A 14,464-nucleotide genomic window follows, 5' to 3' on the forward strand; every position below is an offset into this window, starting at 1 on the left:
GGGTCCGCTGCGCTCCCCCGCCTGACGGTCCTTCCGGCTGCGCCTCCAGTCCCTTGGGGCCCGCTGGCGCGGGCCGGGCTGGCTACGAGGGGGTGAGGGGTCGCTCGTTCGTGTGGGTTCCAGTGTACCGCGTGCATCCGTGAGATGCAGCATGTACCGTTGGCGGAAACACAGGACACCCCCCAGCCCCCCGCTTTCGGCGCGGCTTTTGAGGCTGCATCAGCACCGGCATTCTGCCCACCACTTGCGCGAGGAAAAAGGAATTGGGACGGCTCCGACCTCAGCCACCGAACGGTACCCCGGAAATCGGAAAGTCAAAATTCCGACGTGCGGAGGTACCGAAGCCGAACGGCCCCCCGGGCCGGGCGGCGGAACCGCCCACCGGTACCGGCCACGCTTCCTCGCTTTTGATCGTCACGGCCGGTACCACCCGAGACTCAGAGCCGCTGATGCCGCCTACGGTCCGCACCCGAACCGCGGAGCCGCACGCGAAGCCGCCTCAGCCACCCCGCCCCAGCCCCGGGACGGGTGAGAGCGCGGCCAGACACGCCCGGCTTCCCGCTGCTGCCAGCCCAGGGGAGCCAAGGCCGGCACCCGCCCGACAGGCCCGGAGGGTGTCTTACAGACACCTAAGAGTGCTCGCGGCTCCAAAACGCCCTGACCTGCACAAACGTCAAACGGCGTGTTCTAGATCTCCAGAACAAAGGGGGGTCTGTTTGTTCTGGAGATCTAGAACAAACTCCGGGCGTGCCGGAGCGGCTCAGTGGCCCGCTGGAGCCAGGGCGTGTTCTACCCCTCTGAAACAAGACGGTTCCCCTAGTGATACCGTTCGTGCCCGACGCACGATGATCTTCCTGGAGGCTTTGATGGAGCAGCTGCCGGTCGTTCGGCCCGGCCAGCGCGTTGTCGCGCGGTCCGACGGCAAGGGCGGCATGGTCGTCAGTGTCGAGAAGATCCAGGGCCGCGAGTTCGCGGTCAGCGCGGAGGCGAAGGGCTACGTCCTGGACGCCCGGCTGCTGATGGACGTCCTGGGCAGCCTCAAGATGCCGGGCAGCTGGTTCCAGGTGTGGTGCAAGCTCGTGGCCGCGCAGGACCCGGCCTACCACGGCGTGGACCGGACGAAGGCGCCGCGCGGCTACGTCGAGATCAACCAGCGCGTCCTCCAGCAGCGGTGCAGCCTGTCCGCGGCCTCGGTGAGCGAGCCGTGTCAGTTCTTCCATCAGATCGGCTGGATGCGGACCGCGAAGCCTGGGGTGCTGCAGCTCAACCCGTGGCTCACGGTGGCCGGCACCTCCGCCGAGCAGGAGCAGTGGCAGAAGGAGTGGAACGCCGCGAAGGGCCCGGCCTGCATCATCCCGGCCCCGGACTACCCCGCCGAGTGGCGCAAGGAGCGGGCCGAGGCGAAGAAGGCCGCCGAGGCCGCCCGTCGCAGCGAGAAGGTTGTGAAGCTGTCGCGCCGCCGTCTGCCCGCCCGGAAGGCGAGCGCGTGACGCGCGCGGGCATATCCTCAGAGCCAGAAGACATCGACCAGGAGGCCCTCGTGAGCACCACTTACGTACCTGGCCTACCGTCCAACGAGCCCGTCACGCTCACCCGTGACGCTCTGCGGATGCTCGCCCTCGTGGACATCTCCCTGACCGCCCGGCGTGTGCTCGATGTGCTCCTGGCCTTCCAGGACCCGGACAGCGGTGCTGTCGGCATCAGCCAAGCCGAGATGGCCGCCGAGCTTGGCGCCGGGAAGCCTGCGGTGAACCGTGGCTTCAAGGAGCTGCGGGAGGCCGGCCTCGCGTGGCTGCTGCGCCGCGGCTGCTACCAGCTCCACCCCGTCCTCACCGGCGGCCGGGTCGCTGGCACCGCGATGGCGGTCCCCGAGATCAACACGACGCCCGCAGAGGACTTCACCGAGCAGCGCCGAACCCGCTTCGCCGCGCAGGTCGCCAACCTCGCGCAAAGCGCCTGAGCGGCCCCACAGGGCCCTTCCCGTCGCTACGGCGCCGCACCCCCCAGGGTGCGGCGCCGTTCGCGTGCCCAGCGGTCCGCTCGGGGCCTTCGGGTGGCACATCCTTCCCGCCCAGGGGAAACCACAGGTCGTCGGGTTGCCGCCCCGGTTGTCGGTATCACCAGAGGTACCGACATGTTCTAGTTCTCCAGAACACGCGTCGCCGGGAACGGGACATCGGGCGCACACCATTCCCCTCCAGGAGAAAGGTGCTGGTCAGCGGAGCGCGGCCCGAGTTTCGGTAGCACCAGGGGAACCGTCTTGTTCTGGTTCTCCAGAACAAGCGCCGACGGTGCGCTGAGGAGCGCGTACATCGTTCCCCTAGAGGGGAAAGCCGCAGGTAGGACGGCCCGTACGAGCGTTCCCGGAAGGCCCTGCCGCGCGCCACCCGCCCGAGTGTCGGTCGCCGCGGTACGAGTGAGTCGTGACCCACAACTTCGGCCTCTACCTCACCCTGGAGCTGGGCAGCCACTACGGCTCGCCCTCTGACAGCTGGCCCGCCGGTAGCTGGCCCGCGAGCACAGAGCACGTCATCCCGTTCTTCACGATCGTGGTCAACGAGCTGGGCGCGGACCGGGCAGCGCACTGGTTCATCGCGGCCGAAGAGGCTCACAAGCGCGTGGTCGCTGCGGACCAGGCCCAGGAGTACCAGTTCGGCTTCGCTGCCCACCTGAACACTGAGATCGGCGACGACCGTGAACCGTCCCTCCCCTGCGCGGCAGCGTGGGAAGCGATGAAGGCCCTGTACGAACTCGTGCGCCGGGACACCGCTGCCGACCCTGCCGTTCTCTTCAGCTGCGCTGTGCTGGCGAGCGGACGGAACAGCGGCCGGACGGACGAGAGGCTGGTTGCAGCAGCCGGGCCCGCGTAGCCGGCTCCGGTGCAGCAGCCATCCGCGCTGCTCCGGTGATGCTGGCCTTGCTACCCGTGCAGCACCCATGTGCCGTCTGGGCCGTGCGAATGCTGCGCTGCGCTGCTCGCCGGACGTGCAGCAGGCGTCTTGCACCCTTCACCACCAGGAGCAGCAGGACGTCGGGGGCCGAGCAGCACGAGGCGCTGCACCCGGTCGCTGACGGCCGCGGCCTGGCGGGAGCGGATCGCGTCTTGCACCCCATTGGTAGGTACTACAGGTAGTACCTATGTGCGGGTTGAATCTCCTTCCCTCTGAGAGCAGAGCTCGGGCCGGGAGCAGCGAGAGGCGGCGACCGGGGAGAGCGCCGGCGCCCGTCGCGGAGCCGTTGCCGAGGCGCGGGGCGCTTCATTCGCCGCCCGAAGCGCTGTACGCCGCTGTGAGCGCCTTTCAGGGTCTTGATCGTCGCTCGGGAGCCCGGAGGGCGTCAGAACGCCGCAGACGGCCGTACAGGGCCGGGAAGGATCATGTGCGCCGGAAGGCGGGGTCGACTTCTGCTGAGGCGAGGGCGGGGTGATGTGTGCCCGCGCAGCGAGCTTCGCTCTCAGGGGGAGAGATCTACAACCCGCACATAGGTACTACCTGTAGTACCTACCAATGGGGTGCAAGGCGCGCTCCGGCCGGTCCGGGTCGGGACCCTGCAACGCGGAGCGCAACGCGCGCCCGATCGGCGCGGTGCGGGGTGTTGCAGCAGGTCAGGGCCGCAACGCGGACCCTGTTGCACTCGTGCGTTGCACCGGCGTGTTGCAGGGCGCACCGTCGGCCTGGAGCTCCGGGCCGACGGCGGCACGGCGATGGGTGCTGGGTGCAAGGCAGGTGGCGAGCCCGGCGAGGACTGCCTGGCTGTACTTCCGGTACTTCGCCTACGGCGGGTGGGAAGAGCGTGCTCGTCCCCTGGTCAGTCAGTCTTAGGTCTTTCTTGTACGCGAGCGATCCCTCACCAACCGGCGGACCCGATCCCTCACCAACCGACGAACATGCGCAGAGGCCGGCCGGGCCCGGCGGCACGCGGTCGGCCTGGTCCAGGTCGTCGCGGGTCAGACCTCGAGGTAGGCGACCACGACCACGGTCTTTAAGGCCGTGACCCAGTACAGCAAGCGCACGCGCTCGACCTCGTCGGCGTACTCGCGCAGCTGGGGGCCGGCGGTGTCGCCGGGGATCGGCTCGCCGACCTCGGGGTCGACGGAGACAACGACCAGGGCGCGGTCCAGGGCGTGGATCTCCGCCTCGCTGGTCAGGTTCTCCAGCTGCTTGGCGGCGGAGTCGGAGAACGCGATCCGGGCGCGGCGCCGACCGTGCTGCGGGGCCATCAGGCGACGGCCGGGCGCTGGGAGGCGAGGCGGGCGAGGTGGGCCTCGCGCAGCTCCTCCCACGGGGTGCACTGCTCGGGGTCGGGCAGGCCGTTGGTGGCGATGTCTTCCAGGACGGCGGCGAACCGGTCGGCGTCGGCGCGGGTCTTGGCCGCGTACGCGCGGACCGCGTCGGCGGCCGCGGGCTCCAGCTGCCGGGCGGTGTCGGCGGGGGCCGGCTGTTCGCTCATCGAGGGCTCCAGGGGGCAGAACTGGCGTTGCTCACCACGGTATCGCCGGGTCGCGGAGCCCGGGACCACTCCGGCTGAACCGCCCCTCGTGACTACGTTCCGTACTGCTCGTAAGCGCTCGGGAGATCAACTCTTATGTGTCACGCTCCGCCCCCGAAACCGCCCTGGAGGCACCTACAGGCCCCGAGAAGCGGACATACAGGGACATATTCGAGGTGGTGTGACACTTTTTCGAGGGAGCGTGACAGTCGGTGTCACGCTCACACTCAGTCAGCGTGACACCCGGCCGGGGAGGCCGGGTCAGTTCGCTTCCGGGTCATCCTGCACCAGGTCCCGGTAGGACTGACGCATCGCGTCCAGCGCGGCGCACCGCGCCACGATCGCGTTCATCTCCTGCGCCAGGTCCTGCGCTCTGCCGGACAGTTCTTCGCCGCTGTACAGAACCCTGCCGTCACAGAAGGCCCGGAGCCTGTCGGAGAGCCCCAGCAGGGCACCGGACAGGTTCGCCGTGCGCAGGTCGATCTGCTCGTACTTCAGGTGCAGGGTGTTGTCGGCCACACCCTCATGATGTCGCCGGCGTGCCGGGCGCGGCGGGCGATTGGCAGAACGCGCCCGGGAGCGGTTGGCCGTACTCCGTCCTACGAGCGGGCGCGGGCGAGGAACACCGCGAGGTCACCGGCGGCTTCGGGTTCGCTGGTGGCAAGCCGGGCCGCGAACGCCAGCTCGTCGACGTCGGCGCCGGGGACCAGGCGGGCGAGTTCGGCGAGCAGTGCGGCGTGGGCGAGGACCGGCGGCGTCAGGAGGCCGGCGGCGGCTTCGCGGGCGGCGGGGTCGCGGTAGTGCCCGCGGTGGGCGGCCAGGGCGTGTGCGAGCCAGGCGTCGACGTCGGCCTGGACGTACCCGCCGGCTCGCCGGGTCAGTTCGTCGCGGGCGGCTTCGTCGCCGTCGCGGGGCTCGGTCTGCTCCAGGGCGTGGAGCTCGCGCAGCGCCTGGAGCTCGTCGGCGCGGGCCGCGACCCGGGCGGCTTCGCGCAGCTCGGCTTCGCGGGCGGCGGCGGCCGCGGCTTCGGCGGTGAGCTCGGCCTGGACGACGTCGTCGGTGTCCGGGTCGTAGACGGTGCCCGATGGTGCGGCGGCGAGCAGCTGGTCGAGGCGCTCCCATTCCGCGAGCTCCGCCCGGCCGCGGACGTCGTCGGCCAGGTCCTCGAACCGGGAGTTCTGCCGCGCGTCGAAGCGGGCGTCCTCGAGGGCCGCCGCGACGGCGCCGGCGTCCATCCCCTTCGCCCGGCGCCGTACGACGCGGCGACCGATCCGGGCCGGGTCGACCGGCTCCCGGGGCGCGGCGACGCGCGGGGCGAGCGGGCGGCGGGCGGTGCGCGGGGGTGGCCAGGGCGTGGTCATCGTCGGCCTCGTTTTCGTGGTGTGGATTCGGGAGCGGGCCGTCGTCAGAGCGCTGTGCGACGGCCCGCCGAATACGTTTCTAGCAGGTCTTGAATTTGGCTGGGTCAGAACCGGAATTCTATTCTCAAGACGTCGGTAAAATCTGCTCGCAGGCCAGCGGCTCGGGTACCCCACTCCGTGAAATACGACTCCGTGATGGCCTCCGCGACGATCGGATGCAGGTCCTCCTCCGTCGCACCCGCTTCCTGGAGTTCGAGGATCTGCTTCGCGTAGTAGGGCGAGATGTCCGTGGTGATCTGGCGCTCGCGGCCGTCGTCCGAGCTGCCTGTGCAGGTGAATCCGAAGTGGGCCGTCACGTCCACCATCATGCCGCTGGAGGTGGCTGCCTGTTGACGCGCCTGTGCTCTGACCTGCGGTTGCCACTCTGATTCCGTCTCCTCCACCAGGGCGGCCTGGAGGCGCTTCTGCGGGGTTGTCAGCGTCCCGGCGCGGTAGCGCTCCACCGTGCGGCGCGAGACGCCCAGGCGCTCCGCCAGGGCCTTGGCCGACCCTTTCGAACGCGTGAGAAGGAATTTGACCTGAGCCTTTGCGGATTTCGGCGTGGGTCGGGTGAACACCTTCCGCTCCGCCCGTGCGAGGGCCTCCAGGACCTTGCCGCGGCGCGGGGCCGGCTGCTGCTGCTCGTCGTGATCGCTCATGTGTCCTAGTCGGCCACGGGGAGCCTGTGGACAGTGGCCGAGCTCCGACAGCCAAGATGGCTGAGTCGCAGGATGTGAAGCAGAGGCCGTGCGGGGGAGTGTTGCGGTGGACAAGGGGAGGACACCGTGGGGAAGCAGAAGGGCGGGGCGCGCAAGGGTGCCCGGCGGTCGGGAAACCCGGCGCGTCGTGAGGCGGAGCGCCTGTACTCGAGGAACGTGCTGGGCGGGACGTACGCCGTTCCGGCCTCCAGGGCTGGGGTGCAACCGGGCAAGGTCATCCCTGTGAGCGTTCCGTCCGTACCGGACGGAGTGGTGATCCGGGACGCGATGCAGTCCGACGCGGCCACTCTGAAGCCCGTGATGCGACTGGCCGACCCGGACAACCCCGATGGGTCCTGGCGACAGCTCCCGGCCGCGATCCGCCAGAGCCTGGACGCCGACAATTACACCCGCGTCCGCGTGGTGGAGGAATCCGAGTCCGGCGCGCTGGTCGGTGGTGCGATGTCGCTGCCGGCTGCCTGGGCGTTCACCCACCCCATGCTCATGGGATCGCCCAACGCGCACGTCATCGCCGGACTGGTCGCCAGCCTGGACTCCCTCGCGGTGGTCGAAGCCTGGCGCGGCAAGGGCATCGCGCGCACCCTGGTCGCCGACGTGGAACGCGGGGTCAGCTCCCATGAGGAGGGAAAGTTCGGCGCGGCGATCCTGTACGTGACGCACGAGCCGGAGCTGACGGACTTCTACGCCGGGCTCGGCTTCACCGTCTCCCCCGACGGCATCGGCATTCCCACCCCGGCCGGGTTCATCTGCCACGGCCCGATCAAGGGCTTCCGCTTCTCCGTGAAGGCGCTGCGCACCGGCGTCCAGATGGAACCCCTGCCCACTCCCTACGGGCGGCAGCTCGTCATTCGCGGCGTCCTGCCCAGCCCTGCACGCTGAGCGAGTGACCCGGGCGCCGGCCTGTCGTTGGGCATGGCATCGCGTGCTTGAACATCCTGCCCCCCGCGGATACGCGAGCGAGCCCCGGACCACATCGGTCCGGGGCTCGCGGGCTGTTCGGGGCGCGGCTGCTACAGGTCGAACTCGAGGTGCTCGATGTCCGTGAACCGGACCTCCTCCAGGGAGCCGGCGCGGCGGCCGCCGTCCTGGAAGTACACCTCCTTGAGTCCTTCGGCTGCGATCTCCTGCAGCTCCTGGTCGCTGGCGCCGGCCTCCTGGGCGTCGAAGAGGCGGGCGGCGTACTGCGGGGGCAGGGCGACGGTCAGGTGCCGGATGCGGTCCTGGTCCGTCGACCCGATCGGCGCGGTGTAGCCCATGCGGGCTCGGGTGTCGATGACGATGCCGCCCGTGGACGCCGCCTTCGCCCTGGCCATGGCCCGGATCTGCGGCTGCCAGCGCTTCTTCACCTCGCGCTCCAGGCGCGCGGCGAGGGCGGGGCGCGGGTTCTTGGCCTTGCCCGCCACGTACCGCTCCACCTGGCGCTGGGACATCCCCAGCAGGTCGGCGACCGGCTTGGTGCCGCCGAGCTTCTTGACCAGGTACCGCATCTGCGGGCCCGCGGTCTTGGGCGCCGGACGCGTGAACGCCTTCTGCACCGCGGCCTCCAGGCCGTCCCCGAACAGGCTCATCGTGGCCCTCTCCTACTCTCCGTTGTCGACGTCGGTGACGGTGCCGTCCTTGATGTACCGGGCGAGGTTGAGCTCCGGGGCGTTGAACTTCTCCCGAACCTCCTCGCCCCACAGGACGTCCTGCGTGCCCTCCCACTTGACCAGGCCGGGGTTGATGCCGAGCTTGAAGCCGCCGGGCAGCGGCTTGCCCTCCCGGTAGGGCAGGAAGTCCAGCGGCGAGGGCCCGCCTGCGGCGTAGACGACGCAGTCCGACAGGATCGCGATCGGGTACTGCCCAGTGAACGCCGCGTGCTTCACGATCTTGCGGTGCAGGTTGATGCGCGTGCGGGAGATGACGGCCGCCCGGATGTCGGGCCGCCAGGTCGGCCGGGACAGCGCGCGCCACGGCTCGCCGGGCCGCCAGCCCTCGCCGCGGGGCCGCTCGCGCAGCTTCCCCAGCCCGCCCTTCACCGTCGCCTTGATGGCCGAGGTGACGATCGCCAGCTCTGGGTCGCGGGCCTTGTAGCCATCCATCGCGGCGAGGAAGTCCCCGGGCGACAGGTCGGCGTCGACGCCGAGGTCGGCCATCGTGGCGAGGTAGGCGTCGCGCAGCCGGTTGTACCAGCCGTCCAGATAGCGGCCGTTCTCGTAGCGCACCCACGCCTCGACCGGGCGCACCTCGTAGCCGAGCTCGACCGCGTACGCCACGGTGGGCGTCGCGTACCAGGCCGGGCCCTCGGGGCGCTCGCCCTTCGGCGTGAAGGGGGAGGGCAGGAGGCTGCCGTCCAGCTCCACCCACTCCTTGCCGACCTTCACGCGGGACAGGTCGACATGGCTGAGGTCGACGAGCCAGGAGCCGGGCAGCTTCGGGTCGAACGCGGGGGCCTTGACGTGCGTCGCCTCACCGAGGCCGACCGGCAGGCCGTTGGCGCCGGCGGCGAAGGCCATGTTGACGTCGATGCCGACGAGGTGGCGCAGGGTGCACTCCGCGTCGGTCATCGGACGGGCCCAGTCGTACGCCTCCTCGAACAGCTTCTCCGCGGGTCCGCGCACGTGGAACCGGGGCAGGTCCTTGAGGACGGGGTGGCCGTCGGGGACCTCGCACGGCGGCCAGTTCATCGGGTCGATGGCGTCCTTGCCCAGCGAGCCGGGGTTGTGCTCGGAGTGCCGCTTGCCGTCGGCATCCGGCTCGGAGGCCCGCGTCGGCGGGTGCAGCGCGGTCATCAGCTCCAGGCCCGTGACGGCCGTGGAGCCGCGCGGCGTCATCACCCGCGAGGCGTACACGCCCAGGACGCGGGCGAGCTCCGCCGGCGGGAGCTGTGCGGCGGTGCCCCAGTGCCGGGTGTCGAGCGCGTTCCACGACGGGATGCACAGCTGCACGCAGGCCCGCTCCGAGCCGGTGGCGGGGCGGTAGATCCGCGCCCACGGGCCGAACCCGCGCTTCGTCAGCTTCCACTCCGCGCGGGCCAGCTGCTTGATGACCTTGTGGCCCTCCGGGATCCGCCCGGCGTGCTTCTCCTCCTCGGTGAGCGTGACGGGCAGGCCGTAGCGCTCCAGCGCGGCCTCGGTGAGCACGATCAGCGGGTCGGCGTCCTTGCCCGGCCCCGACAGCTTCGGCTGCCCGAGCTTGGCCTCGCGCAGCGTCCAGTCGACCAGGGCCGGGATGGACTTGGCGGGCACGTCCAGGACCAGGCCGCCGGTGCAGTACGCCAGCACCTGCCCGTCCTCGACGTCGACGACCGCCAGCGGCCCGTTGGCGAACCGCGGATCGGTGCCGCCCGCCGGGGTGCCGACCGGGACCGCCTTCTTCGCACCCGGGCGACGCGACGTCGACGACGGCCTGGCGGTGCGTGCCGGACGCGGCGCGGCCGCCGGAGCAGCAGAGGCAGGGGCAGGGGTCTGGGTGTTCTCGGTTGCAGTCATGACCGCAGCCTCGGACGCCTGGCCTGTGGACAGAGTCCGCGCTTCCGCCGGGGCGGGCGCGGCGGTGAACGTCGCCGGCACCGCAGCGTCGGCGGCGGGCGCGGCTGTGTCCGTATCGGTCGGGTCGGCGGGGTAAAGCTCCGCGAGCTTGTCCAGCAGCCGGGCGTAGGCGTCGCGCTCGGGCGGGCGGGGCTCCGTCTTGCCGGACTCCCAGCCGGACACCGTGGCCCGGCGCACCTTCAGCGCGGTGGCCACCTCATCGATCGTCAGGCCGTGCGCGGCACGCAGCCGCTTGCGCTCCGCCGGCGGCGGCAGCGCGGCGCGGGACGCCAGCAGGGCGTCGACCGCATCGAACAACTCGGACATCAAAGCACCTCCTGACCACACTCTACCCCATGAAGCGTACGTTTCGCGTACGAACAGCGTACATATCGCGTACGGGCGCTCTATCGAGTGAAGCGACACTTCACGCTGACGTCCGCAGCGGAGCCCGCTGAGGCGTCACCGCTGCTACCGTCCCGGCCTCCTTCGCCGCACGCTCCGCACGGGCCCGGCGCACTGCCGCAGCGTGCGAGGCGTCGGCTTCCCGACGGCGACCGGCGCGGGCCTGTTCGATCGGGGCCGGCACCACGACGTCGGTCTCGGAGAACGCTCTGCGGGACAGCTCCCGCATCGCGGCGGTCTGCCGCTCCACCGCCTCCGCGATGGCCGGGTCCGCCAGGGACGGCCGGGCGGCCTGCCGGTGGGCCTCGATCGCGCGGCGGTATCCCTCGGGCGGGGTCCGGCGCTCCATCGGGACGCCGGGCATTGTCGGCTGCGGGGCCGTGGTGGCGGCCGCCGTGGCGGGGCCGCCCTTTCCGGGGGTGGGCGGCAGGACGTACAGGGTGCGCACGTTCGCACCGGGCGCCTTCTCGTTGGCGGCCGCGATCAGCTTTGGCGCGATCCAGCGCACCTTCGTGCCGTACGCCGGAGCGTCGGGGGCGACGTCCAGGCGGCCGGTGCCCGCGTCGAACTTCACCGCCTGGACGTGCCCGGCGAGTTCGGGCGCGGCCGCGGCGAGGATGTCGTCGAACCGGGCGAGGACGCTACCGCCGGCGGCCGGTGCGACCATGCCGCGCTCGGTCATCATCATCGTGATCGCCGCACCGAGCCCGAGCGGCTCGCGGCCGTCTCGCCGTACGGCGGTACCGGTGCGCCGCTTCGGCTTCTTCGTCTGGGCGCCGTTCTTCTCCGCCGCCTCCCGGGCGGCGAGCAGGGCCTGGCGGGCGAGGTCGACGCCGGACAGCTCCGGGACGGCGTTCACGCGGTCACCTCCAGGGCCTCGCCGTCCAGCGGGCGGGCGGCGAGCTCGGGCAGGCGCCGCGACCACGGCGCGGACCGGACCGGCTCGGGCCGGGCCTGAGCGTGCAGCTGCTCCAGCCGCACGGCGAGCAGGTGCTCGGCGGTGCGGGTCTGCGCCTTCGCGGCGGCCTCGGTCGCGGCGCGCTGGGCGTCGTCGCTGTCGGGCAGCGCCTGGAACCAGGGCTTGGCGAGCTCGGTCGCGTACGCCTTGCGGGCCTCGGCCTGGGCCTCCGTGCTGCGGCCGAGCATCACCAGGGCCTCGTGCCGGTACTCCCCGACGGCGCTCTCCGCGACCACGAACGCGTTGTGCGCGGCGGCGTCCTCGACAGCGTCCGGGCCGGCTGCCTCCAGGGCGGCCGGGTCGGTGATCTCCTGGAACTGGGCCCACGAGGCGGCGATGGCGTCCTCGATGGCCGTACGGACCTCGGCAGCGACGGCCGCGACGGCCACCGGGTCGCTCGGGTCAGCCGACCAGGCCGCCGCGAGGAGACCGGCCTCGCCGATCAGGGCCTCGGTCTGGCACCGGTGGTCACACGCCTCGCACAGCCCGGCCGAACGCTCCCGGCCGCAGTCCTCGCACGCCACGGCCTGCCGGACCGCCGCCTCGGCCACTGCCCGCTCCCGCTCGATGGCAGCCTGCGCCTCGGCCTCGGCACGGGCCGCCGCACGCTGGGCCGCCCGCTCCCGTGCCTCGGCCTGACGGGCCACAAGGTCGGCGGCCTCGGCCTCGGCATGACGGCGCATCCGGGCCTCGATCTCCCGGTACCGCGCGTCCGTCTCCAGGCCGGGCAGCTCCTGGTCGACCTCGGCCGCGATCCGCACCCGCCACGCCCTCCGAGAGTGCAGGATGTTGGCGCAGTTGTCGCAGTCGGCGCCGGTGTCGAGCCGGACACCGTCGTCGCACCGCACATCCGAGCACGACGGCCGGCGCACCAGCCCGCGGCGGGTGATCCAGCCGAACGGGCGGGCAATCAGGGCCTCACCGCCGGTCTCCTCGAGCCGGGACGTCAGCCGGGCGGCCAGCACCGACGGAGCCTGCCCCGCCCACTCCAGCACGTTCCGCAGCTGCGCCAGCTCCGCCTTCGCGGCCTCTACGACGCGGTCCTGCTGCCAGCGGTTCAGCTTCGTCCACAGCCAGGACACCGGCGCCAGAGCCACCCGCAGATCAAGATCGGCCGGAAGCTCCGACCGCCCCTGCTGCTGCGCCTTTCGACCACCCACGACCGTCAGCCGGGCACCGGCACCAGCGGCAACGCCGCCTGCCTGCTCCTGCTCGTCGACCGGTGACTTGGTGGGCTTTTCACCGCGAAGCGGGTCGACCCCGGCCACCGGGCTCCCGGACCCGGCCACGGCGGTCTCGCCGTCGGCGGCCTGGTCCTCGCGCACGCACGCGCGTCCCGGCAGACGGCCCTCACCCCCACGGCCTTCGCCGGAAAAGCCACCAGAGAGCTGCGGAGGAACTACAGGAGTAACCACAGAAGCGTGGTCTGCGTGGAGCTCTGCACCATCGGGACGCTCCTGAACCGCCGCATCTCCGGCCTCCTCAGTACCGCCGATCCCAGACGTACCAAGGGCACCCGTCGCAGCGGCCGGAGCATGATCTCCGCACGCACCATCGGGACGCACCGAAAACACCGATCCAGCCCCCGAAACAGCCTCCACAGAGGCCAGCGAGCGCCCGTACGCGCGGGCGACCGGCAGCAGCATGACCTTGCCCCGGCCGTTCATCCGCGTCGACGTCGCCTTGCGCTGCCGCGCCACGACACCGGCCTCCGTCAGCCGCGCCAGCACCTTCCGCGCCCCCGACGGCGAGCAGCCCAGCAGCCGGGCCAGCGTCGCCGCCCCGCGCCCCTCGCGCTTCTTCACCGAGCCGCCGACCAGCTGCAGCCAGCCCGACGCCCGGGTGTTCAGCACCATCAGCAGCAGCCCGAGCCGGTCGGTCGCCGCGCCCTTACCCATACGGCCGGCCAACAGCCCCGGCGGCGTCGGCTCCTTGTCCTTCGGCGTCCAGCCGTGCCCAAACAGCGCCTCGCACAGGTGCAGCAGCGTCGCCAGCTCCGCCTTCGTCAGCGCCAGCGGATGCCCCGCTCCCCCGCCGTGATGAGCGCGCCACAGCGGCATGACCAGGCAGTCCAGTCCGGTCGGGTGCCCCTTCCCGTCCCTCACCACCTGCGTGTGCACCGCGTCCGAGCTGCGGAGCACCGGCAGCACCTTGTGGTGGACCGTCGACTCCTTCATGCCCATCCACCGGCCGAGCTCCGCGCCCCAGATCGAGGTCTGGAGGTCGTCGTCCTCGCCCTTGGGCGCCCGCGACTTCGCGTACAGCACCACCGCGGCCAGCTTCGGCGCGTCCTTCAGCCCGGCGATCGACGGGTCCGCCAGCAGCGTCTGGACCGCGTCGCGCAGCCGAAGCCGCATCGCGCGACCAAGGCGCAGCGGGTCGTCCGGGCCGCCGTCGTCCGACTGCCCGGAGGCCGGCACCGACCGCAGCGCGGTCCGCTGGCCGGGAAGCCACGGATCGCCGACGGAGTTGTCGACGTCGTCCCGCAGGAGGTGGTCCAGCACGGCGGCCGGCGCCGCGACCGTGCTCATCGGCCCACCGCCGAGACCGCAGCGGCGGACACCGCGAGGACCGAGGTCATCTTCGTCATCGGGCTGGTGTACACGCCAAAGCGGACACCTCCCTGAGCAGGCAGAACGCGCGATTCTTCATCCACCCGCCGAGCCTGTACGAGTCGGCCTGTGGACAAAGTCCGCCGAGCCCCGATCGCCCCCAGTCCTCCCGCACGGCGGGCAACAATCGCGGAAACCGTCCCGCCACACGGGACGGCCCCCTCGAGGACACCGCCGACGCAGTTGTCGATGAAGTCCCGCACGGGGTGAATCAGGGCAGCGGTCGATCCCGGCTGGGGGACTCCCGAGGCCGGGCGGCCCACGGGTCGGGCGGCAACGGTGTGACAGTCAAGGGGTGTGATATAGGTCACAATCCCGCTAGAGGGGACACCACAACCTGCGGTAATCACCCCAGAGGGGGTACTGACCTGGT

13 protein-coding genes are annotated in these 14,464 nt (G+C 71.5%); 4 read left to right on the forward strand and 9 right to left on the reverse strand.

All coding sequences use genetic code 11. The annotated features are described in order from the left end of the window. Positions 1-866 precede the first annotated feature (866 nt). From ACZ66Z_RS34625 to ACZ66Z_RS34635, 3 genes are all read left to right on the forward strand, one after another. Positions 867-1,490: a hypothetical protein gene (locus ACZ66Z_RS34625; RefSeq protein ID WP_469939791.1), complete on the forward strand. Its 624-nt coding sequence runs from the start codon at positions 867-869 to the stop codon at positions 1,488-1,490. Positions 1,491-1,540: 50 nt separating this feature from the next. Further along, positions 1,541-1,960: a helix-turn-helix domain-containing protein gene (locus tag ACZ66Z_RS34630; RefSeq protein WP_469939792.1), complete on the forward strand. Its 420-nt coding sequence runs from the start codon at positions 1,541-1,543 to the stop codon at positions 1,958-1,960. 463 nt (positions 1,961-2,423) lie between these two features. Further along, positions 2,424-2,870 carry a hypothetical protein gene (locus tag ACZ66Z_RS34635; protein ID WP_469939794.1) on the forward strand — a complete coding sequence of 149 codons (447 nt, stop codon included), beginning with the start codon at positions 2,424-2,426 and terminating at the stop codon, positions 2,868-2,870. A gap of 1,076 nt (positions 2,871-3,946) precedes the next feature. On the opposite strand, the gene ACZ66Z_RS34640 is transcribed toward ACZ66Z_RS34635, so the two are convergent. The 5 genes from ACZ66Z_RS34640 to tpg (ACZ66Z_RS34660) form a co-directional block, all read right to left on the reverse strand. Then, positions 3,947-4,219, reverse strand: coding sequence for a hypothetical protein (locus ACZ66Z_RS34640; RefSeq protein WP_469939795.1), 273 nt, complete (start codon positions 4,217-4,219; stop codon positions 3,947-3,949). Continuing rightward, positions 4,219-4,449, reverse strand: coding sequence for a hypothetical protein (locus ACZ66Z_RS34645; protein WP_389525181.1), 231 nt, complete (start codon positions 4,447-4,449; stop codon positions 4,219-4,221). Before ACZ66Z_RS34645 ends, ACZ66Z_RS34640 begins: the two co-directional genes overlap by 1 nt. Before the next feature lie 300 nt (positions 4,450-4,749). After that, positions 4,750-5,007, reverse strand: a complete 258-nt coding sequence (locus ACZ66Z_RS34650) for a hypothetical protein (RefSeq protein WP_469939797.1) — start codon at positions 5,005-5,007, stop codon at positions 4,750-4,752. An 80-nt stretch (positions 5,008-5,087) separates the two neighbouring features. Next, positions 5,088-5,849 (reverse strand): hypothetical protein, encoded by a 762-nt coding sequence (locus ACZ66Z_RS34655; RefSeq protein WP_469939798.1) that lies wholly within the window; start codon positions 5,847-5,849, stop codon positions 5,088-5,090. Between the two features lie 104 nt (positions 5,850-5,953). After that, positions 5,954-6,547, reverse strand: a complete 594-nt coding sequence (tpg, locus tag ACZ66Z_RS34660; protein ID WP_469939799.1) for a telomere-protecting terminal protein Tpg — start codon at positions 6,545-6,547, stop codon at positions 5,954-5,956. 282 nt (positions 6,548-6,829) lie between these two features. Here tpg (ACZ66Z_RS34660) and ACZ66Z_RS34665 point away from each other — a divergent pair, with 282 nt between their 5' ends. Further along, a complete protein-coding gene (locus ACZ66Z_RS34665; RefSeq protein WP_469939801.1) occupies positions 6,830-7,486 on the forward strand; it encodes a GNAT family N-acetyltransferase in 657 nt (218 codons plus the stop codon). Positions 7,487-7,617: 131 nt separating this feature from the next. On the opposite strand, the gene tpg (ACZ66Z_RS34670) is transcribed toward ACZ66Z_RS34665, so the two are convergent. The 4 genes from tpg (ACZ66Z_RS34670) to ACZ66Z_RS34685 form a co-directional block, all read right to left on the reverse strand. Further along, positions 7,618-8,175, reverse strand: a complete 558-nt coding sequence (tpg, locus tag ACZ66Z_RS34670; protein WP_469939802.1) for a telomere-protecting terminal protein Tpg — start codon at positions 8,173-8,175, stop codon at positions 7,618-7,620. A 12-nt stretch (positions 8,176-8,187) separates the two neighbouring features. Beyond that, positions 8,188-10,443 (reverse strand): telomere-associated protein Tap, encoded by a 2,256-nt coding sequence (gene tap, locus ACZ66Z_RS34675; RefSeq protein WP_469939804.1) that lies wholly within the window; start codon positions 10,441-10,443, stop codon positions 8,188-8,190. A 100-nt stretch (positions 10,444-10,543) separates the two neighbouring features. Further along, positions 10,544-11,380, reverse strand: coding sequence for a DciA family protein (locus ACZ66Z_RS34680; RefSeq protein ID WP_469939805.1), 837 nt, complete (start codon positions 11,378-11,380; stop codon positions 10,544-10,546). After that, positions 11,377-14,010: a hypothetical protein gene (locus tag ACZ66Z_RS34685; protein ID WP_469939806.1), complete on the reverse strand. Its 2,634-nt coding sequence runs from the start codon at positions 14,008-14,010 to the stop codon at positions 11,377-11,379. Before ACZ66Z_RS34685 ends, ACZ66Z_RS34680 begins: the two co-directional genes overlap by 4 nt. Between the last annotated feature and the right edge of the window lie 454 nt (positions 14,011-14,464).

It is taken from the genome of Streptomyces sp. NPDC107498, from assembly GCF_055582805.1.

Excerpts from the sequence above, each read along its gene's own strand:
- ACZ66Z_RS34625 (WP_469939791.1), top strand. The coding sequence starts at position 867 with ATGGAGCAGCTGCCGGTCGTTCGGCCCGGCCAGCGCGTTGTCGCGCGG.
- ACZ66Z_RS34640 (WP_469939795.1), bottom strand. The coding sequence starts at position 4,219 with ATGGCCCCGCAGCACGGTCGGCGCCGCGCCCGGATCGCGTTCTCCGAC.
- ACZ66Z_RS34645 (WP_389525181.1), bottom strand. The coding sequence starts at position 4,449 with ATGAGCGAACAGCCGGCCCCCGCCGACACCGCCCGGCAGCTGGAGCCC.
- ACZ66Z_RS34655 (WP_469939798.1), bottom strand. The coding sequence starts at position 5,849 with ATGACCACGCCCTGGCCACCCCCGCGCACCGCCCGCCGCCCGCTCGCC.
- tpg (WP_469939799.1), bottom strand. The coding sequence starts at position 6,547 with ATGAGCGATCACGACGAGCAGCAGCAGCCGGCCCCGCGCCGCGGCAAG.
- tpg (WP_469939802.1), bottom strand. The coding sequence starts at position 8,175 with ATGAGCCTGTTCGGGGACGGCCTGGAGGCCGCGGTGCAGAAGGCGTTC.
- tap (WP_469939804.1), bottom strand. The coding sequence starts at position 10,443 with ATGTCCGAGTTGTTCGATGCGGTCGACGCCCTGCTGGCGTCCCGCGCC.
- ACZ66Z_RS34685 (WP_469939806.1), bottom strand. The coding sequence starts at position 14,010 with ATGAGCACGGTCGCGGCGCCGGCCGCCGTGCTGGACCACCTCCTGCGG.